The sequence below is a fragment of the Streptomyces sp. A01 genome (assembly GCF_059026195.1).
Genome location: NZ_JBWLKN010000003.1, coordinates 285,690 through 309,603 on the forward strand (window position 1 = coordinate 285,690; position 23,914 = coordinate 309,603).

The following is a 23,914-nucleotide window of genomic DNA, read 5'->3' on the forward strand; positions in this document are numbered from 1 at the left end:
CGACCCGATGCGCCCGACGAGTCCAGCGAGTCCAGCGAGTGGAGACAGCCCGATGACGGATGAGAACTGGCGGCTGTTCCGCGGCGACGGCGAACGGCGCGCCCTGCCGCTGCCGCCGCCCCCGCCGTGGCGGCGCTTCGGTGGCGCGGCGGCGGCGCGCGGCGCGCCGGTGCCACCGGGCGGTGCGGGCGCCGCCCCGCCGTACTTGATCGAGCGCAAGCACGCGGACGTCGTGAACGCCGCACTGCACCTGCGCCGTCCGCTGCTGGTCACCGGCCAGCCCGGGACCGGAAAGTCGTCCCTGGCGCGGGCCATCGCGTACGAGCTCGACCTCGGCGAGGTGCTGCGCTGGCCGGTCAACAGCCGGTCCACCGTGCAGGACGCCCTCTACCGCTACGACGCGATCGGCCGGCTGCGGGAGGCGACGCTGCGCCGGGACCGGGCCGAGCCGGAGCCGCCCATCGGCGGCTTCGTACGGCTCGGTCCGCTCGGCACCGCGCTCACCGCCCCCGACCGGCCGCGGGTGCTGCTCGTCGACGAACTCGACAAGGGCGATGTGGACCTGCCCAACGACCTGCTCACCGTCTTCGAGGAAGGCGAGTTCGAGATTCCCGAACTCGCCCGGCTGCCCGAGGAACAGCGCGAGGTGGAGGTCCTGACGGCGCGGCTCGACGAACGGACCACGGTGGTCAGAGGCCAGGTGCGGTGCCGGGAGTTCCCCGTCGTGGTCATCACCAGCAACGGCGAACGGGACTTCCCGCCCGCTTTTCTGCGCCGCTGCGTACGGCTTGAACTGCCCGCGCCGGACGAGGAGCGGCTGCGGGCGATCGTCACCGCCCATCTTGGCGAGGGTTCCCTGCTGGACGTGGACGACCTGCTCCAGTCGTTCCTGCGGCGGCGCGCGCCGGGCGAACTCGCCACCGACCAGCTGCTCAACGCGGTGTTCCTGCGCGCGGGCGGCGTCGATCTGGACGCGGAGGGTCTGCTCGACGCCGTGCTGCACCGGCTGGGCGGGGCGGTCTGAGGCATGACACGGGGCGGCGGTGGCGGCGGCTCTGACGCGCGTGACCCGCGCCCGGGGCTCCCTGACGCGCGCGGGCCCGGGCCGAAGCGGCTTCCGGAGCTGACGGAGCCCCTGCTCTCGCACCCCGACTACGGGCTGGACGAACACGCCACGGGCCCCGGCCCGGACCCGGCGGGCGGCGCGGGCGGGGACTCCCCCGCCGATAGCGGAACCGGAGACGAGGCCCGGACGGAGGGCGCTGACGACGCCGGTACAGCGGCGGCCACCGCCCGGGCCGGGGAGGGCGGCGGTGTGGGCCACGGAGCCGCCGCGTTCCTCAGTGTCCTCGCGGACTGCGGTGTGGAACTGTCCCAGCACGAACTGCTCGACGCCCTGTGGCTGGCCCGCCGGATGCCGACGGAGGCTGCCGCTCCGCTCGTCCGGGCGCTGACGCGGCCACTGCGCGCACCGGCCCCCGCCGACTCCGCGCGGGACCTGCCGCCCCCGACCGGCACCGGTCTGTCCCGACCCGACGAGGTGCCCGCCCCGGCCTCCACCGCGCCGCCCCAGCAGGCCGGCCCGGCCCAGGAGGGCGGCCTCAGCGGCCTGTACGCCACGCCCGCGCCCGCGGGCGTGGTGCCGGAGTCGCGCTCCAGCGCCGCGCTGCCGCTGCGAGTCCCCGAAGGAAAGGCGCTGCGCGGCGAGTTGCGGGTCAGCCGGGCGATGCGCCCGCTCAAGCAGCAGCGGCTGTCCGCGTCCAGCTGGGAGTTCGATGTCGAGGCGACCGTCATGGCGCTCGCCGAGACCGGGGTGCCCGATGTGGCGCTCAGGCCCGCGCGCGAACGCTGGCTCGACCTCGCGCTCGTCATCGACGACGGCATGTCGATGCTGCTGTGGCAGCGGCTGGCGACGGAACTGCGCACGCTCGCCCAGCGGCTGGGCGCCTTCCGCGTCGTACGCACCTACGGGCTGCACGCGGACGGCGCCTCGGCGGTGTCCGCGCTGCGCGGGCGGCCCTTCGACCCGGCGGCGCCGACCCTGCCCACCGGGGCGCTGAGCGACCCTTCCGGGCAGACCCTCGTCCTCGTACTGAGCGACGGGATGGGGCCGGGCTGGCGGGACGGCCGCAAGCACGACGCGGTGCTGCGGTGGGCGCGGTGCGGCCCCACCGCCATCGTGCACGCCCTGCCGCCCCGGCTGTGGGACGGCTCCGGTATCCGGGCCGACCGGTGGGAGGTGACGACACGGCAGCGCGGCGCGGCCAACACCGGCTGGGCGGTGGCCGACCCGGTGCTGCCCGCCGCGCTCTCGGCGTTCGACGGCGTTCCGGTGCCGGTCCTCGAACCGGCGGCGGCGCCGGTCGCCGCCTGGGCCCGGCTGCTCGCCTCCCCGGGTGGCACCGCGTCCCTGCCGCTGCTGCGGCCGCCCGGCCCGGTCGGCCAGGGCCCCGGCAGGGTGCCCGCCGCGACCGGCGCGGCACCGGCGGGCGAGCGGGACCCCGACAGCGTCCGCCGGGTGCAGCACTTCCGGGACGCCGCTTCCCCCGAGGCGTACCGGCTCGCCGCCCATCTCGCCGCCATCGCGCCGGTGTCCGTGCCGGTGATGCGCCTGGTGCAGGCCGCCGTGCCCTGGCGCGCCGACACCGCGCATCTCGCCGAGGTGTTCCTCGGCGGGCTGCTGCGACCGGCCGACGCGGAGCCCGGCGGGCAGCCGCCGAGCAGTGGCCTGCCGCCGCAGCACCGCGTCTTCGACTTCACCCAGGCGGCCGTCGAAGTGCTGCTCGACACCGTGCCCGCGCCCGAACTCCTGGACACGGGGCGGCACATCGGCCGTCTGCTGGGCGAACTCGCGGGCCGTTCGCCGGACTTCCCCGCCTGGCTGGCGCACCCGCGCGGAGTGGACACCGCACCGGGTGGTTCGCCCGCCTTCGCCGAGGTCGGTCCCCGGCTGGCGGCCCGGTTCGGCGCCCCGGCCCCGCCGGACGTACGCCGCGGCGGCCCCGTAGCACCGCCGCCCGCGCCGCCACCGCCCACGCGGCCGCGGTCGCTCGCGCCCCTCGCGGCCGGCCCCCCGCCGGACACCGAAGCCGAGGCCGCGGCAGAGGCCGAGACAGAGGCCGACGAGCGGCCGCTCTGGTTGTACTGCCCGTTCTGCGGTGAACCGTCCAGCGGTGGCGGCGACAACGAGGACGACAACACCGAGTGGTGCGAGGTGTGCGGTAGGGGCGTGTGGCCCGCTTCCGGCGCGCGGGCCCCCGTCCGCGACTGCGGGAACTGCTCCCAGCCCACGCTGCCGAACGCCTTGTTCTGCGGCCACTGCGGCGCCGGGCTCGCCCGGACGCCCGATCCCCGGCCCCTCGACGACCAGATCTCCCCTGTCCAGATGCCCACCGAGCCGCCCGCGCCGGCGGCCGCATCCGGTCCCGTTCCCGCCCTCGCCCCGGGCTCGGCGGTCCCGGAGGTACGCCCCGTTCACGATCCGGGCCGCTTCCCCCGGCACGGCTGGATTCCGCTGTCGGGCGACGACCCGCGCGGGCTCGGCCCGTACACCCTGCTCGGCCGCGTCGGCGACGGCATCAGCTCGTCCGTCTACCTGGGCGGCGACCGGAAGGACTCCTACGCCGTCCTCCGCACCCAGCCGCGCCCACGTTTCTCGCGGCCCCACAGGCCCGCTGACCAGCTGCGCGGAACGCTGCGTACGGAAGCGGAGGCGCTGCGCCGGATGGGCGGCCGCTACGCGCCGAAGCTGCTCGGCGCGGGGCTCGACGACGAACCACCGTGGGTCGCCAGCGCGCTGTTCCTCGATGCCGACGGCTCGCTGGCCCGCTCGCTGTCCCCCCTGCTCTCCGACGGCTCCGGCGTCGAGTGGAGCGCGCTCCACGCCGCCACCGTCGGCCGGCAGGTCGCCGAGGCCGTCAGCCTGTGCTCGCTGAAAGGGATGGCCCACGGAAATCTGAGCACGGACACGGTGCTGCTCGCCGGGAGCACGGTGAAGCTGGTGGGCTGGACCTCGGCCGTGATCGACGGTGAGCCCGCGCCGGCCTCGGGGGCCGCCGCCGAGGACTCGGGCAACGTGCACGACCTCGGCCAGATCCTGCTGGCACTCGGCGACTGGCGGCAGCCCGCGCCGGCAGGGCCGTCCCGTACCGGTGCCGAAGAGCGAAGGGCGGGGCCGCGCCGGTGGCAGGACCCCGTCTGGGAACCCGTCCGGGAGATCACGCTGGCCTGCCTGGCGCCCCGGCCGGAGGACAGGCCGACCGCACGCGCGGTCGCCGACGTCATCGCGCGGTGCGTCGAGGAGGCGACGGACAGCGGGGCGTACGAGGTCGGGCCCTACGAGGTCGGGCGCTACGGGTCGGCGCCGGCGCGCGACGGCGGCTCCCCGGCGCCGCCAGGCGTCCTCCCGCCCGAGCGGGAAGAGACCGGCGTCGCACCGGCTCCGCCCCGTCCCGGCCCGCTGCCACCCGCCGGACGGGCGATCGAGTCCGAGCATCAGTTCCAGTCGATCCGCTCTCCCCTGGCCCGCTGCCATCGCGTCGTCGTGGTCCGGTCCGGTCCCGGCGTCAACGCCATCTCCACGCTGCTCACGCTCGGCTCCGTGTTCGCGGCCGCGCGCCCGGACCGGATCATCGCGGTCGACGCCGACCGGGCGGGCGGCACCGCCGCCCTCCGCGTACCCGAGGAGACCCACGCGGGACTGCGCGACGTGCTGGAGCTGCCGCCGTCCGCCCGTGATCACGGAGCCGTACGCCGCTGCACCTCCCGTGCCCTGTCCGGTCTTGAGGTGCTGACCCAGGGCAGGCACCGGACCGGCGAGCCCCTCGGCAACGCTGATTTCCGGCGGCTGATGGGCGTGCTCAGTGAGCATTACGCGATCAGCCTGACCGCCCCCAGCGCGTACGCCCCAGGCGGGCTGCGCTATCTCGCCGAGCTGGGGGACCTCGTCGATCAGCTGGTCATCGTCTGCCCCCTGTCGACGACCGGCCACACCGAGCTGGCCGGCATGCACGACATGCTCCGCCGCCAGGGCCTGCACGACCTGGCTGCGGGCAGCATCGCCGTCCTCCAGGGGGGCCTGTCCGACAGCTCGTACGTACGCACCTCCACCCGGTCCGAGCCGAACACGGCGACGCCGCACCGGAACGTCGTCACGATCCCCTACGACCAGCACCTCGCCTACGGCACCGAGATCGACCTGACGAAACTGGCCCCCAGGACCCTCAACGCCTATATCGACCTGGCCTCCAGGGTCGCCGAGCGCTTCCCCGGGCCGCCCGGCGAGCGCTCAGCCCCGTAGCCGCCGCCACGCCGCTCGCGCCGCGTGGTGCCCTGACATGCCGTGCACGCCGGGCCCCGGCGGGGTCGCCGAGGAGCAGAGGAAGACCGCCGGGTGGGCCGTCGCGTACGGCACGCGGGCCAGCTTGGGGCGCAGCACCGTCTGGAGACCGGCGAACGCCCCGCAGGCGATGTCGCCGCCGATGTAGTTGGCGTTCCGCGCGGCGAGTTCGGGCGGTCCCGCCGTGGCGCGGGCGAGGACCAGGTCGCGGAAGCCCGGCGCGAAGCGCTCCACCTGGCGCTCGATGGCGTCCGTGGCGTCTCCGTCCCACCCGTGCGGCACATGCGCGTAGGCCCAGAACGTGTGCTTGCCCGCGGGCGCGCGCGTGCTGTCGATGAGGCTGGGCTGGGTGGTGATCAGGAACGGGACGTCAGGGGCCCTTCCGTCGACGGCGGCGCGCAGGGCGCCCTCGATCTCCCCGTAGGTCGGGCCGATGTGGACGGTGCCCGCGCGCCGGGCCTCCCCCGCCGTCCAGGGCACGGGCCCGTCCAGCGCGTAGTCGATCTTGAAGACGCCGGGGCCGTAGCGGTAGTCGCGATAGGCGTTGCCGAGACCGGCGATGCGGGCGAGCGCCGTCGGGGAGGTGTCGAAGAGGTACGCGCGGGCGGGCGGGAGGTCGTCGAGTCGCTTGACCTCGTAGTCCGTGTGGACTTCGCCGCCGAGGGTGCGCAGATACGAGACGAGGGCGTCGGAGATGGCCTGGGAGCCGCCCCGCGCCACGGGCCAGCCGACCGCGTGCGCGGCGAGGGCGAACATCATGGCGAGGCCGCCGGTCGCGATGCCGCCCACCGGGGCGACGGCGTGGGCGGCGAGACCGGCGAGCATGCCGCGCGCCTTCTCCTCGCGGAAGCGCCTGGCGAGGAGGGCGGCGGGCTGGATGGCGAGCGTCCCGAACCGCACCCAGCCCGCCGGGTCGCGTGGCATACCCGCCCACGGGGTGCGCAGGAAGTCGGCGGCGAGGGTGTCCCAGCGGCCGACGAAGGGCGCGACGAGGCGCCGGTACGCGCCCGCGTCGCTCGCCCCGAGGGACATCGCGGTCTCGCCGACGGAGCGGGCGAGGACCGCCGCCGTACCGTCGGGGAAGGGATGGGCCATGGGCAGCTCCGGGTGCACCCACTCCAGGCCGTGCCGGGCCAGCGGCATGGCGTTGAACGCGGGTGAGCCCGCGCCCAGCGGATGCGCGGCGGCACACGGGTCGTGCCGGAACCCGGGCAGTGTCAGCTCCTCGGTGCGGGCCCCGCCGCCTGGCGACTCCCTGGCCTCGAACACCTGCACCGCGTGGCCGCGGCGGGCCAGCTCAACGGCGGCTGTCAGGCCGTTCGGCCCCGCCCCCACCACCACCGCGTCGAGCATGGACGGCACTTGGGCCTCCTCGCCTTTGAGGTCGCCTCCGGATGCGGATTTCAGCTGACCGTGGTCAGCAAGCTCAGGATATGCCGAGCGGTCGCCGCGTCCCGCGCCGCGGTGAACGGCAGCGCGTTGCCCCCGGCGATCCGGAAGGACTCCCCGGAGAGCGTCGCACTGGCCCCGCCCGCCTCGGCGACGAGCAGCAGCCCGGCGGCGTGGTCCCAGGCGTTCTCCCAGGAGAAGGCGATGGCGTCGAGCTGACCTCGGGCGACGCTCAGGTATTCCAGACCCGCCGAACCGCAGGGCCGGGGCGCGACCCCTTCCGTCGCCAGCCCGGACAGCACGTGCTTCTGCGCGTCCGTGGTGAAGTCGAAGTGCGAAATGGCGACTTCGAGGTCCTTGCCGGGAGTGGGGGAACCGCACCGGAGTACGTCGCCGTTCAGCGTGGCGCCGCCGTCCTTGCGGGCCACGGCCATCAGCTCAAGCGCCGGCGCGTACGTCCAGGAGGCGAGCAGCTCCCCGTGCTGCGCCAGGGTGACCAGGGTGGCGAACCCCGGGTCGCCGTGCACGAACTGCCGAGTGCCGTCGACGGGGTCGACAATCCACACCGGTGCGTCACCGCCGAGCGCGGCGAGGATGCCGGGATCGGCGTGCACGGCTTCCTCGCCGACGACGACGGAACCGGGCAGCAGCGTCGTGAGCGAGGCGGTCAGGTGCTCCTCGGCGAGCCGGTCGGCGACGGTGACGAGGTCGTGCGGCCCGTTCTTCTGCACGATCTCGTGGTCGGCCAGCTGCCGGAACCTCGGCACGATCTCCGCGGCGGCCGCCTTGCGGATCGCCTCCTCCACTGCCGCCTCGTGCTGGGCCCAATCCCCCGTGCTCATTGCTTCGATCATGCCTCCATCGAACCACGGGTTACGGGCACGGCTCGCGTCGCACGAGTAGACGCATGGTGAACGGCCAGGTGAACGGCTTGTGCGCGGCACCCCGACCGGAGCGCGCCGAACGGGCCCGGACCGGACCTCCCCCTTACTCAGCGCAGTGGCCATCGAGAGCCTTTTGCCGCGCGCTATAAGGTACGTGGCGGTCATATGGCCAAATTCCTCAGGTAGTTGACGAGACAACAGCTGTCCAGTTGCCACTCAGCGGGAATCAGGGGGGACCATGACATTCGACGAGGAGTGGGCCAAGCTCCACGCGGACGCCGCGAGGGAGCAGGACACCCACATGCGGCTGAACGAGGCAGACGACGGCACGGGCGGCCGTGGCCTGCCCAGCGGCGGCAAAGCAACCGCGCCGGATTTGAGCGTACGAAGCGACGATCTCGGAAAAATCGGGCATGAGGCATTTCTGCTCTACGACAGAATCATGACCGACGGCGGCCACGCGCAGCTCACCACTCTCCAGGCCACCATTGATCTCACCGCCGACGACTTCGCCACGGGCTCCGCCCTGCGGGACACGGAGACCGCATGGCAGCGAAAACTCAGCATTTTGCAGGAAGCCTGCGCCTATATCTCCAACCACTTGGACTTCTCATCCAAGTCGCACGCGAAGGATGACGCCGACATCGTCCACGCGATGCTCGGTAGCGACGGCAAGGTCCCCACGGTGTCCCAGATCAACAAGTACTACCAGTGAGGAGAGCCCCATGCCGTCCTACGAAGACCTCTACCACCTTCGCCTTGGCCGACTGAGCCAGGCGGTCACGGACTGGACGGAGACCATCTCCAAACTCAAGACCCTGGCAGACACCGCCGAGAAGGGCATGCTGGCGAAGTCGAAAACCGAGGCGTGGGTGGGCGAGAACGCGGCCGTGACCAAGCCGTTCGTCGCGAAGACGGTTTCCCAGTTCCGTGACGCCGTTACCGAGGCCACGAGCATCCGGAACATCCTCCGTGATTCACATGACGCCTTCAAGATCGCGAAAAGCGCCCTGCACGACCTGGTAGCGGAGATCCCCGCCAAAGGGCTCAGCATCAGCTCGAAGGGGGTTGTTTCAGCGAAACCCGGCAAGTCCGGTGACACACCGGAAATGACCGAGAAGCTCCAGAAGGAAATTGATTCCACGGTCAAGCGCATTGAATCCCTGCTCGACCAGGCCGCTCAGGCCGACAGCGAGGCAGCGTGGGCGCTCGCCAGCCTCAGCAAGAGCGAGAACCGGTTCAGCACGACAAAGTACGACCACCTCATTTCTGCGTCCAACGCCAGATCCGCCAAGGGAGAGAGGGACGCGGAGAAAGTCGCCCAACTCTTCAAAAAAGGCGAAGACATCAGCGACGCGGAGCTCTCGCAGGCGAACAAGCTCTTCGAAGCCAACAAGGATAATCCTCGATTCTCGGAGACGCTTGCCACCACACTCGGCCCCGAGGGAACGCTCAGGTTCTGGCTCGAAGTCGCGTCCCCCGAACCCAACAAAATTCCGCAGGGCGAGCGAGCCGATCTCCTGGCCGACGTCCAGGACAACCTCAGTCTCACCCTGGCCAGCGCCTCTCATTCCGACACTCCCGCGATGGAGCGCTGGAAGGAGGACATGATCAAGCAGGGCGGAGAACGCCTCGGCGACAGCACAAGCCCGGCGGCCCCTTACAAGTTCCAGATCATGAGCAACCTGATGAGGAAGGGCGAGTTTGACGGCGATTTCCTGAACAAATACGGGCGCTCGCTTCTTTCTTTCGAACACACGCAAGGAGACAAGCAAGGAGGCGTCAAAAAGCTCTGGGTCGATATGAGCGGCGACAGATACCACCTCAACTTCGGCAGCAAACGCGATTACGGAACCGACCCCATGACCGGTTTCCTTGAGGCCCTTGGCCATAACCCAGACGCTTCCACTGACTACTTCGGCAGCAAGATCGACGTAGCAGCCGGAGACAAGAAAGACCTCGTAGAGCCGGTTAAGTACTTTACGTCGGAGCGCGACTGGCCATACGACGGCGCCAGCGAAAGCGGCCGTGGCGACACCGTGGGGTACACATCCCTGGGGCACGCACTTGAGTCTGCTACAACCGGCTACGCGCGCGACGAGAAGGTCAGTCCCGACGCCGCGCAGGAAAGGCGCGACGAAGATACGGCAAGCATCATGAAGAAGGTGATTGATAGCTATATCGAAGATGACGAGCTCATCAGAGAACAGTCGGGTATGGGGTCCAGCCTCGGCCGCATGGGAGCTAGCTATCTTGACGATCTGGACAATGCAGTTTGGGACGCTGGCGATAAATCGAAAGACGGCGAGACCCCACATGAATCACCGTTCACCGCAGCTTATGCGAATCGCCTGGATATCACACACGGAGAGGCGCTCAGTTTTCTGGGAGTACTGGGGACTGACGAGCAGTCCCATAAAATCATGACAGCTGCTCAGCAGGGGTATGCTGCGGCACTCATTCTGGAGCACCCTCCTACTCGTGGTAGGGACGGGGTTGATTACACCGACGCATCGGATATCGCGCGCACCTCTGCGCAAGCAACAGGAATGCTGGACACCGCCCGGGCGAGCCAGATCAGAGATGATGCGGATAGCGATGCGGGCGATATGGAAAAGCAACTAGCGAAGAGGAATGCGTGGATCGAATTTGGAGTGAGTGCGACTGTGGGTGCCGTCGTGGCAACAGCAAACCCGCCCGTCACTGCCAGTGCACTGACGGTGATAGCAGTGCCATGGATTGCCGAGACAGCAGGTGAAATGATTAATACGGTAACCGGTCAGGAGCTCGAAGAAGCGGCAGATAGGGCAATCGAAGCCAAAAAGGATAACAACGATCCCCAACCGGCGATAGATGCCTATTTTGCCCTGGGCGAAGATTATATCCTGTCAACAGCGCTCACATATACGCAAGCTGACGACGTGACTCGCGATTTCGACGAAAGAATCATCTATAGCGCACTGAAAAGTACGTCCATAACCGCCTATAATAACGGAAAGACAGACGCGAGGGATCGCGGATATGAGACTGGTGAATAACAGAATGGGGAACCATATGAGAGCCCAACCCCATAATCCAAAAAGTCTTCTGTGCTGCATACTTACTATTGCCGCCGCGCTCTCCCTGACGAGCTGCTCGAAGGACGGAAAGGCAGTACAGAAGAGCAACGCAGAGCTCTGCGGCGTCACACCGGATAGAGCATTTCTCGCCGCACTCAAAGACGTGACAGAAAAGAATGAGTTCAGGTCTACCATTTTAAAAGATCCCACCGACCTGGCGAAGGAGATGAGGAGGGCTCTACAGAAATCTGATCGGTCCTACTATTGGCCTAACTACATCCATTCGTTGTGTGCCATTCGCCCCCAGCAGGGTAATTCAGCGCACAGCATCAAACCTCTCATCCAATGGGACGACAAGGAAGTGCACGATGAAGACGAACCACAGCCATCGACGGAAAAGAGGTCCTACTTCCCCATCGGGGTGTCCAGTTATGCGGACGAGGCGGCCGCCGACATTCGCTTCAAATGTGTGCTCAGTGGCACATTGAGAGCGAAATCAGAAAAGCTGCTGGTGAACGCTTCTCTGTCAGATACGTTCACCGACCCACAAAACAGTCGGCACCAGTCGCGCATGGAGATCCTGCGCCAAATCACCTACAAGTTCGCCGACGATCTGGGCTGCACGAACCACCCCATTCCCGCGAAGCCCGTACGCCCGGTGGAGAAAACACACTGAGACCCACTCAGACCGACCCACTCAGAGTTTTCGCGTCCCTGGGTGCGGCCCAGCCGCTCAGCGGCCGACCGCGTACCCCTGGGCGCCGCGCGGGTTCGCCCCCGCCGCCAGCACGCCCGTGTGTGGGTCGCGGGCCACGGCGGTGAGGCGGCCCTCCGACCAGGGGCCGCCGGTGAGTACGTCGTGGCCCCGGCGGCGGAGGGCTTCGATCGTCTCCGTGCCGAAGCGCGATTCGACGGTGACGCCTCCCGGGCGCATGCCGCGCGGGTAGAACGACGAGGGGAACCCTTCCTGGTGCCAGTTGGGGGCGTCGATCGCGCCTTGGAGGTCGAGGCCGCCGCGTACGTCCTCGCGGAGCGCCACCGCGAGGAAGAAGTGGAGCTGCCACTGGTCCTGCTGGTCGCCGCCTGGTGTGCCGAAGGCCAGCACGGGCACGCCGTCGCGCAGCGCCAGGGAGGGCGAGAGGGTGGTGCGGGGGCGGCGGCCGGGGGTGAGCGAGTTCGGTAGTCCCTCGTCGAGCCACGTCATCTGGAGCCGGGTGCCGAGCGGGAAGCCCAGCGAGGGGACGACGGGGTTGGACTGGAGCCATCCGCCGCTCGGTGTCGCGGAGATCATGTTGCCCCAGCGGTCGACGACGTCGAGGTGGCAGGTGTCGCCCCTGGTGGTGCCGTCCGCCGTGACGGTCGGCTCGCCGACGCCCGCTGCCAGACCGGTCAGGGGCCCTTCGGCGGCGCGTTGCCCGCGCGCGACGGCGAGGGCGTGCGCGGGAAGCCGGGGCGTTCGGCCGTCTGGGCAGCCGGGGCGCAGCTCACGCGATGCCTCTTCGCCGATCAGGTCGCGGCGGGCGGCGTTGTAGTCGTCGCTGAGGAGGGTCTTCAGCGGTACGGCCTCGGGGCCTTCGGCGTCGCCGTACCAGGCCTCACGGTCGGCGAAGGCGAGCTTGCTGCCCTCGATGAGGGTGTGGAGGTAGTCGGGAGTTCCGTAGCGCAGGTCGGCGGGGTCCTGGGGGAGCAAGGCGACCTGTTGCAGGAAGGCGGGGCCCTGGGACCAGCCGCCGGGTTTGCAGACGGTCCAGCCGTTCCAGTCGTAGCTGGCGGGTGTCTCGTATGTCGCGGTGAAGGTGGCCATGTCGTCGCCGGTCAGGGTGCCGGCGTGGCGTTCGCCGGTGGTGTCCATGGTGGGGCGGGCGGCGAAGTCGGCCAGTGCTTCGGTGATGAACCCCTCCCGCCAGATGCGGCGGGCGGCGTCGATCCGGGCCTCGCGGTCACCACCGGCCGCCTCGGCCCCGGCGAGGAGGCGCCGCCAGGTGGCGGCGAGGGCCTGGTTGGTGAACAGGGTGCCGGGCGCGGGCGCCTTCCCGCCGGGCAGGTAGACCTCGGCCGACGTGGTCCACTCGCTCTCGAAGAGCGCGCGGACCGTTTCGACGGTCTCGCCGAGGCGTTCGACGGGCGGGTGGCCGTGTTCGGCGTAGCCGATGGCGTACCGCAGGACGGTGGGCAGCGAGGCGGTCCCGTGGTCGCGCAGGAGCAGCAGCCACGCGTCGAAGGCGCCGGGGACCGCGGCGGCGAGCGGCCCGGTGCCGGGGACGAGGTCGAGACCGAGATCGCGGTAGTGCGCGGCGCTGGCGCCCGCGGGGGCCGGTCCCTGGCCGCAGAGGACCCGTACCGGACCGCCCGCCGGGGCGAGGATGATGGGCGCCTCGCCCGCGGGACCGTTGAGGTGGGGTTCGACCACGTGGAGGACGAAGGCGGCGGCGACGGCCGCGTCGTAGGCGTTGCCGCCGTCCTCCAGGACCGCCATCGCGGACTGGGAGGCCAGCCAGTGGGTGGAGGACACCATGCCGAAGGTGCCTTGGAGGGTGGGCCTGGTGGTGAACACGGAAGGTGTCTCCTCACTGGGGCGGCGGCAGGGGCCGCCGGCCCGCGCCGTCGCGGTCGCCGCCGACGGCGGGGCCTCCTCCGCCGCTCTCCTCAGGTCCTGGTCCCGGGGTCCGCCCGGGTCTGTTCTGCTGGTCGCCGCTCGGACCAGTCTTGATCGCCCCGCCGTCCACACGGTAGTCCGCTCCGTTGATGACGTGGACGTGACCGGGAGAGCAGGAAGGTGACCAGCGCGGCGAGCTCCGCGGACCGAACGACCTGGCAGGCGCCTAGAGGTCGAGGACTGCCGGGATGACCTCCTCGCCGTAACCGTCGATCACCTGCTCTTTCGCGTCGTGCATGGCGTAGAGGGCGAACTGGTCCACGCCCAGCTCGCGCAGCGCCTTCAGCTTGGCCACCTGCGCGCGCGGCGGGCCCAGCAGGCAGAAGCGGTCGACGATCTCGTCGGGGACGAAGCCGGTGTCGGGGTTTCCGGCTCGGCCGTGGTGCGCGTAGTCGTAGCCCTCGCGCTGTTTGATGTACGCGGTGAGGGCTTCGGGCACCAGGCCCGAGTTCTCGCCGTAGCGGGCGACCAGGTCGGCGACATGGTTGCCGACCATGCCGCCGAACCAGCGGCACTGCTCGCGCGCGTGTGCCATCGCCTCGGGGGTGTCGTCGCACAGGTAGGCGGGCGCGGCGACGCAGATCTTGACCGCGTCCGGGTCGCGCCCCGCCTCGGCGGCGGCCGTGCGGACCGCCTTGATCATCCATTCGGTCAGGAACGGGTCGGCCAGTTGCAGGATGAACCCGTCGGCCTTCTGCCCGGCGAGGGCGAGCGCCTTGGGGCCGTACGCCGCCATCCAGACGGGCAGCTTGCCGTCCCGTACCCACGGGAAGCGCAGCGTCGTGTCGCCGACGACCGCCTCCCGGCCCTCGGCGAGGTCGCGGACGACGTCCATGCACGCGCCGAGGCGGGCCAGGGTGTTGGGGGTGCGGCCTGCGACGCGCATGGCCGAGTCGCCCCGGCCGATGCCGCACACGGTGCGGTTGCCGTACATGTCGTTGAGGGTGGCGAAGGTGGAGGCGGTGACCTCCCAGGTGCGGGTGCCGGGGTTGGTCACCATGGGGCCGACGATGAGCCGCTCGGTGTGTTCGAGGATGCGGCTGTAGATGACGAAGGGCTCCTGCCACAGCACGGTGGAGTCGAACGTCCAGCCGTGGCGGAAGCCGTTGCGCTCGGCGCGCCGCATCAGGCTGATGAGCTGTGAGGCGGGCGGATCGGGCTGCAAGACGAGACCAAAGTCCACGTCACCCTCCTGGTGTGAGCTGCGTTTCCGTGTGCGGCCCGCCGGGCGCCGCCGCGCAGGCGGCGGGCCGGGCGGGTGGCGCTGCTGACGGTGGTGCTCTGGGCGGTGGTCGCGGTGGTGGTGCGGGTCAGTCCGCGTACTGGCAGATGCCGCGCGGCACGTACTGGCCGTGACCGGTGCGACCGGTGAACTCGCGCTTGTCGAGGATGACTTCGCCACGGGAGAGCACGGTCTCGGCCCGCCCGGTGACGCGCTTTCCCTCGTACGCCGAGTAGTCCACGCTCATATGGTGCGACTGCGCGGACAGGACCTGTCCCGCGCGCGGGTCGTAGATGACGATGTCCGCGTCCGAGCCGGGGGCGATGGTGCCCTTGCGCGGGTAGAGACCGAACATCCGGGCCGGGGTGGCGCAGGCGATGTCGATCCAGCGGCGGCGGGGGATACGCCCGTCGATCACGCCCTGGTGCAGCAGGTCCATCCGGTGCTCCACGCCCGGCATCCCGTTGGGGATCTTCGAGAAGTCGCCGCGCCCCAACTCCTTCTGACCGGCGAAGCAGAACGGGCAGTGGTCGGTGGAGACGACCTGGAGGTCGTCGGTGCGCAGGCCGCGCCACAGCGCCGCCTGGTGCTCACGCGGCCGCAACGGCGTGCTGCACACGTACTTCGCGCCCTCGAACCCGGGTTCGGCCAGGTTGTCGGTGGACAGGAACAGATACTGCGGGCACGTCTCGCCGAACACCGGCAGGCCCTTGTCCCTGGCCTGCGCCAGCTCGGCGACGGCCTCCTCCGCCGATACGTGCACCACGTACAGCAGGCATCCGGCGACCCGGGCCAGCGCGATGGCCCGGTGGGTGGCCTCGGCTTCGAGCAGGGCCCTGCGGACCTCACCGTGGTAGCGCGGGTCGGTCCTGCCCTCGGCGAGGGCCTGCTCGACGAGGACGTCGATGGCGATGCCGTTCTCGGCGTGCATCATGACCAGCCCGCCGTTGGCGGCGCCGCGCTGCATGGCGCGCAATATCTGTCCGTCGTCGCTGTAGAACACACCGGGGTAGGCCATGAACAGCTTGAACGAGGTGACGCCCTCCCCCACCAGGAGGTCCATCTCCTTCAGCGAGCCCTCGTTGACGTCGGCGAGGATCATGTGGAACGCGTAGTCGATGGCGCAGTTGCCCTGGGCCTTGGCGTGCCACGCGTCCAGTCCCTCGCGCAGGGTGTGGCCCTTGGTCTGGACGGCGAAGTCGACGATGGTGGTCGTCCCGCCCCAGGCGGCGGCGGTGGTCCCGGAGGCGAAGGTGTCGCTGGAGAAGGTCCCGCCGAAGGGGAACTCCATGTGGGTGTGCGCGTCGACGCCGCCGGGGATGACGTACTTGCCCGTCGCGTCGAGGGTACGAGCCGCGCTCCAGCTCTCGGCGAACGCGGTGCCGGGCGCGGCGAGGGCGGCGACCTGCCCGTCCTCGATGAGGACGTCGGCGTGTACTTCGTCGGCGGCGGTGATGACGAGTCCGCCCCGGATGACCGTACGGTCGGCGCTGCTCATGTGAGGGGGTTCCCTTCTGTCATGGCGTCGCCGCGCAACCGGGACGCCGCGGCGTGCAGGGCCGCTGCGAAGATCTCCGCGCCCTCCTCGGCCTCGGAGACGGTCAGGCTGAGGGGCGGGGCGACGCGCAGCACGCTGCTGTGGTGCCCGCCGCCCTTGCCGACCAGCAGGCCGCCCGCCCGCGCGGCCTCCAAGATCTCCGAAGCGGCCTCCGGCCAGGGCTCGGCGGTGCCGGGCCTGACTACCTCGATGCCGATCATCAGGCCCCTGCCGCGCACCTCGCGGACGAAGTCCGCTCCGGCGCACACCGCACGCAGCCGCTCGATGAGCAGGCCGCCGACCCGGCGGGCGTTGCCGGGGAGGTCGTGTTCGAGGAGGTAGCCGAGGTTGGCGAGGCCCGCGGCCATCGTGACGGGGCTGCCGCCGAACGTGGAGATGGAGTTGGCGTCGAGGCAGTTCATGACCTCGGCGCGGGCGACGACGCCGCCGATGGACATGCCGTTGCCGATGCCCTTGGCGAAGGTGAGCATGTCCGGCGGCCCGTTGCGCGCGTGCGCCTGCCAGCCCCAGAAGTGGTCCCCGGTGCGGCCCCAGCCGGTCTGCACCTCATCGCTGATCCACAGGATGCCGTGCCGGTCGAGGACCTCACGGAACGCCGCGTACAGGCCGTCCGGCGGCGAGGTGAACCCTCCGACGCCCTGCACCGGTTCGGCGATGAGCGCGGCGACCTGGCCGTGGACCTGGCCCAGCAGGTCTTCCAGGTCGGCGACGCACGCCTCGATGAACCGGTCGTCCGTCAGCTCCGCGTACGGGCCCCTGCCGCGCACCCCGCCGTGTACGTACAGCGTCTGGAGCGGCGACAGGCTGGTCGGCGACCAGGCGCGGTTGCCGGTGATGCCCACGGTGGAGAAGGACCGGCCGTGGTAGCTGTTGCGCATCGCCAGCACTTGGTGGGAGCCGCGGCTGACGGTGGCGAGCAGGAGCGCGGCGTCGTTGGCCTCGGTGCCGGAGGTGGTGAAGAAGACGCGGGCGTCGGGGATGCCGGACAGCTGGGCGATCCGCTCGGCCAGCTCCACCATGGGGCGGTTGAGATAGAGCGTGGAGGTGTGCACGATCCGGCCGGCTTGTTCGCTGACCGCCTTGGTGACCTCCGGCAGGGCGTGGGCGGTCATGGTGGTGAGGATGCCGCCGAAGAAGTCGAGATAGCGCGTGCCGTCGGCGTCCCATACGTGGCGGCCCTGGCCGTGGGTGATCTCGATCGGCTGGTCGTAGTAGAGGGCGAGCCAGTCGGGCAGGACGGCCTGGTGCCGGTGATGCAGGGCGAGGTGGGTGGGAGAAGAGGTGCCGAGGTGGGTGGGAGAAGAGGTGCCGAGGTGGGTGGGAGAAGAGGTGCCGAGGTGGGTGGGAGTAGGGGCACCCCGGCGGGTGGTGGGTGACGAGTCAGTGGGGTCGGGCGGGACGGTGGGCTGTCGGGTCACGGCTGTACCAGCCCTTCGTACGCGTCGGGGCGGCGGTCCCGGTAGAACGCCCACTGCTGGCGCACCTCGTCGATCAGGTCGAAGTCGAGGTCACGGACGAGCAGCTCTTCCTTGGTGTCGCTGGCGACGTCGCCGACGAACTGCCCGCGCGGGTCGACGAAGTAGGACGTTCCGTAGAAGTCGTTGTCGCCGTACTCCTCGACGCCCACCCGGTTGATCGCGGCGACGAAGTACTCGTTGGCGACGGCGGCGGCCGGCTGCTCCAGTTGCCACAGGTAGGCGGAGAGGCCGCGTGAGGTGGCTGACGGGTTGTAGACGAGCTGCGCGCCGCCGAGGCCGAGGGCACGCCAGCCTTCGGGGAAGTGCCGGTCGTAGCAGATGTAGACGCCGACCTTGCCGACGGCGGTGTCGAAGATGGGCCAGCCCGCGTTGCCCGGCTTGAAGTAGTACTTCTCCCAGAAGCCTTTCACCTGCGGGATGTGGTGCTTGCGGTACTTCCCCAGGTAGCTGCCGTCGGCGTCGATGACGGCCGCGGTGTTGTAGTAGAACCCGGACTGCTCGACCTCGAAGACGGGGACGACGATCACCATGCCCGTCTCCCGGGCGAGTTCCCGCATCCGGGTGACGGTCGGCCCGTCGGGCACGGGCTCGGCCCAGCGGTAGTGCTCGGGCTCCTGCACCTGGCAGAAGTACGGAGCGTTGAAGACCTCTTGGAAACCGATCACCTTCGCGCCCCGGGCGGCAGCCGTGCGCGCGTGTTCCTCATGTTTGGCGATCATCGACTCGGTGTCGCCGGTCCAGGTCGCCTGCACCAGCGCTGCGCGTACAACATTGGCCATGAGCTGCTCCTTTGTCGGGCCGTCAGCCAGGCTCGACACGCGTAGATCACGTGTGTGGATGCGACCGTAAGGCCCGTCACGGACTGTGGCAAGACCATCGTCGGTGAGCGACGCTGTCGATCACGTCGCGGCGGCTGTCAGGTGCCGCGGCTGTCAGGTGATACGGCTGCCACGTGATGTCTCAGGTGATGTCGGGGACGCCGGGGACACCCGCGATACGCAGTGCGTGCGCGGTGTCGTAGTAGTGGTGCGGGGAGACCTCCTGTGCGGCGTCGAGCAGCAGCTCGACGAGCGTCGCGGGTGCGCCCTGAGCGGCCTGTGCCACCTCGGCGCTGGTACGGGTCCGCGTCATCGCGGCGAGCAGGGTGACGGCGAGCGGGTGGCGGCCCGTGCCGCACAGGGCGAGCGCCGCGTCCGCGACCTCCGCGACGGGCCTGGCGACACCCTGACGCAGTAATTGCTCGCAGTCCCGGTCGCGTCCGGCGGCGGCGAGCGCGTCGGCCGCCGCGGCGAACGCGGCGGGCGGCAGGCAGGCGACCTCCCACAGCAGGGCCGACACGTCGGCGCCCAGCCCGCGCTGCTCCAGTGCGGTGGCAAGCAGCGGCAGCCGCGCGGCGGGCCAGGCGGCGCTCTCGCAGAGCACGGCGTGCGCCTCACCGCTGCGGTGGGCTTGCCGCAGCATGGCGATACGGCTGACGGCCTCGCCGACCGCCCGGTCGTCGGCCGCCCGGTCGTCGGCCGCCCGGTCGTCGGCCGCGGCGCCCGCGTCGGCCTGGCGCCGGGCATCCGCCCGTTCGGCCTCGGCCGCGGCGCCCCGCGCCGCGCCTTCGGTGGCTCCGTGCGTTTCGGACGTCTCGTACGTCGCGTAGGCCCCGGCGAAGCGGGCGCCCCGCGGCGCTGACGCCGCTGGGCGGCCGGGTGGCCCCAGTGCGGGGAGGGCCGGAGCGAGCTGTTCCGCGGGGGGCGCGGCGGTGGGCGAGGGCCCGTCGGTGGCACCGGACTGGGGCGGCTGCGGCTCGGCCTCTTCCGGCTCTTCCAGCCCCGCGAAGCGGGCACCGCGCGGCCGGGGCGGCCGGCGGCGCGCGGCTGGAGCACGAGGCGGCGACCCGGTGTGCGGCGCGCTCTCGGCGTCCGGCCCTGTCCCGGCGCGGGCGGCGGTGCCGGCTCCGGGATCGGTGTCGGGGTCGGGATCGGGATCGGGGTCGGGATCGGTGTCGGGATGGGGGTCGGGCCCGTCTCCGGATGCGGCACGGGCGGGTACGGGGACGGCTGGTGGGGGGCCACCGACCGGTGTCCGCCGGCCGTCGGCGGGTCCGGTCGGTACCGACGCCAGCCGGGCACGCAGTTCGTCGCACCGCGCGTTCGCCCGCTGCCAGTCGTCCCAGGCCCAGGCGGCCTGGTCGGCGTAACTCCGCGCCATGGCTTCGTCCAGCGCGTGCCGGGCGGCTGCGGACAGCTCGCGCTGCCGCAGCTCCGCGCGGTGGCGTTCGGCCAGCATCGCGATGAGCCGGTCCTGGAGTACGGCGCGGCTGCCGGGGCGGGTGTCATACGCGGTGACCGAGGCCCGGTACAGCCGCCGCGCCCGTTGCGTCGCGCCCCGCGCGGCCTCCTCGCCACGTCGCGCGGCGAAGTCGCCCAGCAGCGCCTCGACCACGTCCCACGGGGGGATCTCCTGCCCGTCAAGGCACTCGGCGAGGCCCTGGGGATCGCGCTGGAGGAAGACCCCGTACCAGCCGCTCCGCTCGTCCAGGGCAGCGGCGAGCGCCCGCAGGAACCGGGCGAACTCCTCCACCTGCACCGCGAGTCGCTGCCGCAACACTCGCTCCCCCTTCGCGCCGCTCGGCCGTGGGCGCGGACGCGGACCTGTCCTCAGAGGCATTCGACACCCGGCGTGTTACAGCGGGGGTGACGCGCGCGCTACGGGGGGTTTTCGGGCTCCTCACGGCGCGCTGGTCACCCAACGGAGCACGCGGCGGAGCACGGAGCACGGAGCCCGGACGGCGACCCCGGGCCCCGTGCGTACCGCTATGACGCCGATACGACGCCCGACACGGCGCCCGATGCGGCACCCAGCGCGGTGCTACGACCCGGGTGCGGGGCGTACGACCATGGCGGACCCGCCGCCGCGCCGTACGGTCTCAGCGGCGGCCACCCACCGGCCGTCCGGGAGCCGTTGGACAGCCGTCGCCGCGCCGAGTTCCGGGTTCTGCTTGAAGGAGTGGCCGAGCGCCTGGAGTTCCGCGCCCGCTGGGCTGTTCACGAGGGCGGGTTCGGCTTCGGTGGTCGCCGCGTTGCGCTGGCTGGCACGGGGCGCGGCGATGGCGTCCACCAGCGGCATGCCACGGTCGAGGTGGTTGACCAGGGTCTGGAGCACCGTGGTGATGATGGTGGAACCCCCTGGTGAGCCGAGGGCGAGAACCGGGCGGCCGTCGTCGAGCACGATGGTCGGCGTCATCGACGACCGGGGACGCTTGCCAGGGCCCGGCAGGTTGGGGTCGTGCACGGCGGGGCTGGCGGGCGCGAAGGAGAAGTCGGTGAGTTCGTTGTTGAGCAGGAAGCCGCGCCCGGGAACGGTGATGCCGCTGCCGCCGGTCTGCTCGATCGTGAGGGTGTAGGCGACGACGTTGCCCCACTTGTCGGCAACGGTGAGGTGGGTGGTGTCACGCCCCTCGTACGGGGTGGGGGCCGCGGCCCCGCCGCTGCCGCAGGGCTTCGGGTGGCGCGGGTCGCCGGGTGCGACGGGGCTGGTGAGCACCGCGTCGTCGCGGATGAGGCAGGCGCGCGTGTCAGCGAAGCGCTGCGACAGCAGGCCGCGTGTCGGCACGTCCTCGAACGCCGGGTCGCCGACCCAGCGGCCCCGGTCGGCGAACGCGACCCGGCTGGCCTCGATGTAGCGGTGCAGGTACTGGCTCTCGCTCATCCGGGAGAGGTCGCCGCCGCCCAGCTTCCTGCTCTCCAGGATGTTGAGCGCCTCGCCCACGGTCGTCCCGCCCGAGGAGGACGGCGCCATGCTGTACACGTCCAGGCCCCGGTAGTCCGTACGCGTCGGGGCCTGTCCCCTGACCTTGTACGCCCGCAGGTCGGCGGCCGTCAGGTCGCCGGGCCGCACCACGCGGTCGGCGCCCCGCGCCACCGGGGGCTTGCGTACGGTCTTGACGATGTCCCGGCCGAGTTCGCCGCGGTAGAGCGCGCCGACGCCGCGCTTGCCGAGGAGCGCGTACGTACGGGCCAGGTCGGGGTTGGTGAGGGTGCTGCCGACCTCGGGCGGCTTCCCGCCGGGCAGGAAGAGGTCGGCGCTCGCGGGGAAGTCGGCGAACCGCTCCGCGTTGGCGGCGGTCTGCTGCCGGAACGTGGCGTCCACGGTGAAGCCGTCGCGGGCGAGGCGTTCTGCGGGGCGCAGGACCTGGGTGAGGGAGCGGGTGCCCCAGGTGTCCAGCGCGGTGTCCCACGTGGCGGGCGTGCCAGGAGTGCCGACGCTGAGGCCGCTGGTGACCGCCTGGTCGAACGGGATGGGCTTGCCGTCCGCCAGGAAGAGGTCGCTGCCCGCGCTGCGGGGCGCGGCCTCCCTGCCGTCGAGGGTGGAGACGCGTTGCCGTTTGGCGTCGTAGTAGACGAAGTAGCCGCCGCCACCGACCCCGGCCGAGTACGGCTCGGTGACGCCGAGCGCCGCCGCCGTGGCGACCGCCGCGTCGACGGCGTTGCCGCCGCGCCGCAGCACCTCGATCCCGGCGGCCGAGGCGTCGGCGTCTACGCTGGAGACCGCGCCGCCGTAGCCGACGGCCACCGGCGTCTTGGCGGGGCTCCCGGCCCGGGCGGCGGCTCGTGTGCCGTCCGCCGGGCCGTGGTCGGCCGCGGCCGGTACGGAGCCGAGGGTGGCGACGAGCGCGGCCGTCGCCGCGAGCGCGGACAACCGGCGTACGCGGGTGCGGGCGCGGGTGCCGGTGCGGTGGGAGCGAGGCGGCAGTGGGCCAGGGGAGCCCGCCGTGGGAGCCGACGAAGGGGGTGACACTTCGGCGTTGACCATCCTTACCTCCAAGCACAGGGGCGGCAGCGGGCGGAGCCTAACCCGCGCGACGTGACGCGCGACAGTACGCGGACAAGTCAACGCCGCCGGATGGCGGGAGCGAGGCCGCCACTGGCCAACGGGGGTGCGGGGCGCACGAAGCAGAGGGTGCGCGGCGCGCGAGGGGCCCGCTGCCGGGCCCCGCCGTGGCCGACTGGGGAGAGCCCGAGGGCCCCGCCCCACCGGGCCCGACCGAGGCCGACCGAGTCCGACCGGGCGCGGCCCGGCCGCCGACAGGCTGGGGACCAACACGCTCCCCTCGCACCGCCCGTCCCCCGCCCCTCGCCCCTCGCCCCTCGCCCCTCGCCCACATGCATCCACCGCACCGGCCGATGGACCGGTAGGGCGATCAGCCCCCGGCCATAAGCCGCCGACCAGGACAAGCCATCCCCACGTCACCGGGCCGCCCCGCTCCCACCTCGAACACACACCCGGTCGGCGGCTACGATGCGCGGCCATGACTGACACTCCGCAAGGCTGGGCGTCCGCTGGTCTGGCCATGAGCCCGAGCGGCACGGAGGCCGCCGATCTCATCGCCTCAGCCGCCGCCTTGATCGTCGGCCTGGCCCTCGGCTGGCTCGCGCACGCGGCGGGCGCGCGGCGGAGGCTCACCCGGGAACGGACCTTCTTCGGCCTGCCCGAGGGGTCGGAGTGCGTGCTGGTCACCCATCGGGACAGCACCGCCGCCCAGTGGAGCATCCCGCGCCACGACGCGCTCGCGCTGCTCGGCCTGTCGGCCATCGTGGAGAACTGCGGGGCGCACGCCGAGGTCGCCCCGCACGACACGGGGCTGCAGGGCTTCGGGGCGCGCACCGAGTTCTGCGTCGGCGATCCGGTCACGCACCGCCGCCTCGCCGCGCATATGGCGAACCTGCTGCCCGGTGTGCTGGTCCACCAGGGCGACGAGAGTGGCGTGGACCGGGCGACGTTCACCATCGGCGGCACGGCGTACCGGATGGAGCCCGGGGCGGTGGAGTACGTCCTGCTGGCCCGGCTGACGGCGGGCGAGGGCGACCGCCCGGTCTTCCTCGCCGCCGGCCAGCGCCCCGTGACCCACCGGGCAGCCGTCCGTCACCTCGTACGCAATCGGGCGCGCCTGGCGCGCAAGCACGGCGCGAACGGCGTGTTCTGCCTGCTGCTGAAGGTCACCAACTCGCAGGCGTACGGCCCCGATGTGGTGGAGGTCGTCGCCGACGTCTCGAAGACGGCGGTCGTACCGGCCGAGACGAAGGGCCACCGTGCCGCGCGCGGCACGGAAAAGACCCTCTAAGCGTGACCGCGACCGCGACGAACGCACCCCCGTTGACCGATATCCGGTGATCGACATCCGATTGATCGACGATCGACGGCCGCCGGGCACCCCGCGTACGCGGGCTCGCGCGTAGTGACATCAGCACGTACAGCGACGTTACTCGTCCGTAACCTACCGACGGGTTACCAGCGGTAAGAACGCGAGCTTACTCTCCAGTCACTTTGTGCTGCCCGGCT

At 71.4% G+C, this 23,914-nt stretch carries 15 protein-coding genes; 6 read left to right on the forward strand and 9 right to left on the reverse strand.

What is annotated here, in order from left to right; all coding sequences use genetic code 11:
• Nucleotides 1-52: 52 nt before the first annotated feature.
• Together AC5P1B_RS05595 and AC5P1B_RS05600 are read left to right on the forward strand one after the other, a co-directional pair.
• Nucleotides 53-1,024, forward strand: coding sequence for an AAA family ATPase (locus AC5P1B_RS05595; protein ID WP_493885206.1), 972 nt, complete (start codon nt 53-55; stop codon nt 1,022-1,024).
• 3 nt (nt 1,025-1,027) lie between these two features.
• Entirely contained in the window at nt 1,028-5,299 is a 4,272-nt protein-coding gene (locus tag AC5P1B_RS05600; RefSeq protein WP_493885208.1) for an SAV_2336 N-terminal domain-related protein, read from the forward strand.
• Here the strand turns inward: AC5P1B_RS05600 and AC5P1B_RS05605 are convergent.
• Nucleotides 5,288-6,691: a phytoene desaturase family protein gene (locus AC5P1B_RS05605; protein ID WP_493885442.1), complete on the reverse strand. Its 1,404-nt coding sequence runs from the start codon at nt 6,689-6,691 to the stop codon at nt 5,288-5,290. The two genes, AC5P1B_RS05600 and AC5P1B_RS05605, sit on opposite strands and share 12 nt — an antisense overlap.
• Nucleotides 6,692-6,741: 50 nt before the next feature.
• Nucleotides 6,742-7,569: an inositol monophosphatase family protein gene (locus AC5P1B_RS05610; protein WP_493885210.1), complete on the reverse strand. Its 828-nt coding sequence runs from the start codon at nt 7,567-7,569 to the stop codon at nt 6,742-6,744.
• 280 nt (nt 7,570-7,849) lie between these two features.
• On the opposite strand from AC5P1B_RS05610, the gene AC5P1B_RS05615 reads away from it, so the two are divergent.
• From AC5P1B_RS05615 to AC5P1B_RS05625, 3 genes are read left to right on the forward strand one after another with little or no spacing between them, the layout of a single operon-like run.
• Complete coding sequence (locus AC5P1B_RS05615) at nt 7,850-8,326, forward strand: hypothetical protein (protein WP_493885212.1); 477 nt, start codon at nt 7,850-7,852, stop codon at nt 8,324-8,326.
• Nucleotides 8,327-8,336: 10 nt separating this feature from the next.
• On the forward strand, nt 8,337-10,649 hold the full coding sequence (locus tag AC5P1B_RS05620; RefSeq protein WP_493885214.1) for a DUF6571 family protein: 2,313 nt from the start codon (nt 8,337-8,339) through the stop codon (nt 10,647-10,649).
• Between the two features lie 16 nt (nt 10,650-10,665).
• On the forward strand, nt 10,666-11,346 hold the full coding sequence (locus tag AC5P1B_RS05625) for a hypothetical protein (RefSeq protein WP_493885216.1): 681 nt from the start codon (nt 10,666-10,668) through the stop codon (nt 11,344-11,346).
• 57 nt (nt 11,347-11,403) lie between these two features.
• Here the strand turns inward: AC5P1B_RS05625 and AC5P1B_RS05630 are convergent, their stop codons facing one another.
• From AC5P1B_RS05630 to ggt, 7 genes are all read right to left on the reverse strand, one after another.
• Nucleotides 11,404-13,224, reverse strand: a complete 1,821-nt coding sequence (locus AC5P1B_RS05630) for a gamma-glutamyltransferase family protein (RefSeq protein ID WP_493885218.1) — start codon at nt 13,222-13,224, stop codon at nt 11,404-11,406.
• Between the two features lie 268 nt (nt 13,225-13,492).
• On the reverse strand, nt 13,493-14,509 hold the full coding sequence (locus AC5P1B_RS05635) for a TIGR03842 family LLM class F420-dependent oxidoreductase (protein ID WP_493885220.1): 1,017 nt from the start codon (nt 14,507-14,509) through the stop codon (nt 13,493-13,495).
• Nucleotides 14,510-14,636: 127 nt separating this feature from the next.
• Nucleotides 14,637-16,046, reverse strand: a complete 1,410-nt coding sequence (hydA, locus tag AC5P1B_RS05640) for a dihydropyrimidinase (RefSeq protein WP_493885222.1) — start codon at nt 16,044-16,046, stop codon at nt 14,637-14,639.
• Complete coding sequence (locus tag AC5P1B_RS05645; protein WP_493885444.1) at nt 16,043-17,365, reverse strand: aspartate aminotransferase family protein; 1,323 nt, start codon at nt 17,363-17,365, stop codon at nt 16,043-16,045. The genes hydA and AC5P1B_RS05645 overlap by 4 nt, the downstream gene beginning before the upstream one ends.
• Before the next feature lie 155 nt (nt 17,366-17,520).
• Nucleotides 17,521-18,363 (reverse strand): nitrilase-related carbon-nitrogen hydrolase, encoded by an 843-nt coding sequence (locus AC5P1B_RS05650; protein ID WP_493885224.1) that lies wholly within the window; start codon nt 18,361-18,363, stop codon nt 17,521-17,523.
• A gap of 181 nt (nt 18,364-18,544) precedes the next feature.
• Nucleotides 18,545-20,182, reverse strand: a complete 1,638-nt coding sequence (locus AC5P1B_RS05655) for a hypothetical protein (RefSeq protein ID WP_493885226.1) — start codon at nt 20,180-20,182, stop codon at nt 18,545-18,547.
• Between the two features lie 261 nt (nt 20,183-20,443).
• Nucleotides 20,444-22,387 (reverse strand): gamma-glutamyltransferase, encoded by a 1,944-nt coding sequence (ggt, locus tag AC5P1B_RS05660; RefSeq protein ID WP_493885228.1) that lies wholly within the window; start codon nt 22,385-22,387, stop codon nt 20,444-20,446.
• 538 nt (nt 22,388-22,925) lie between these two features.
• Between ggt and AC5P1B_RS05665 the strand changes: the two genes are divergently transcribed.
• The gene (locus AC5P1B_RS05665; protein ID WP_493885446.1) at nt 22,926-23,696 is read left to right on the forward strand and encodes a hypothetical protein; all 771 of its coding nucleotides are present in this window, start codon (nt 22,926-22,928) and stop codon (nt 23,694-23,696) included.
• The last annotated feature ends 218 nt before the right edge of the window (nt 23,697-23,914 follow it).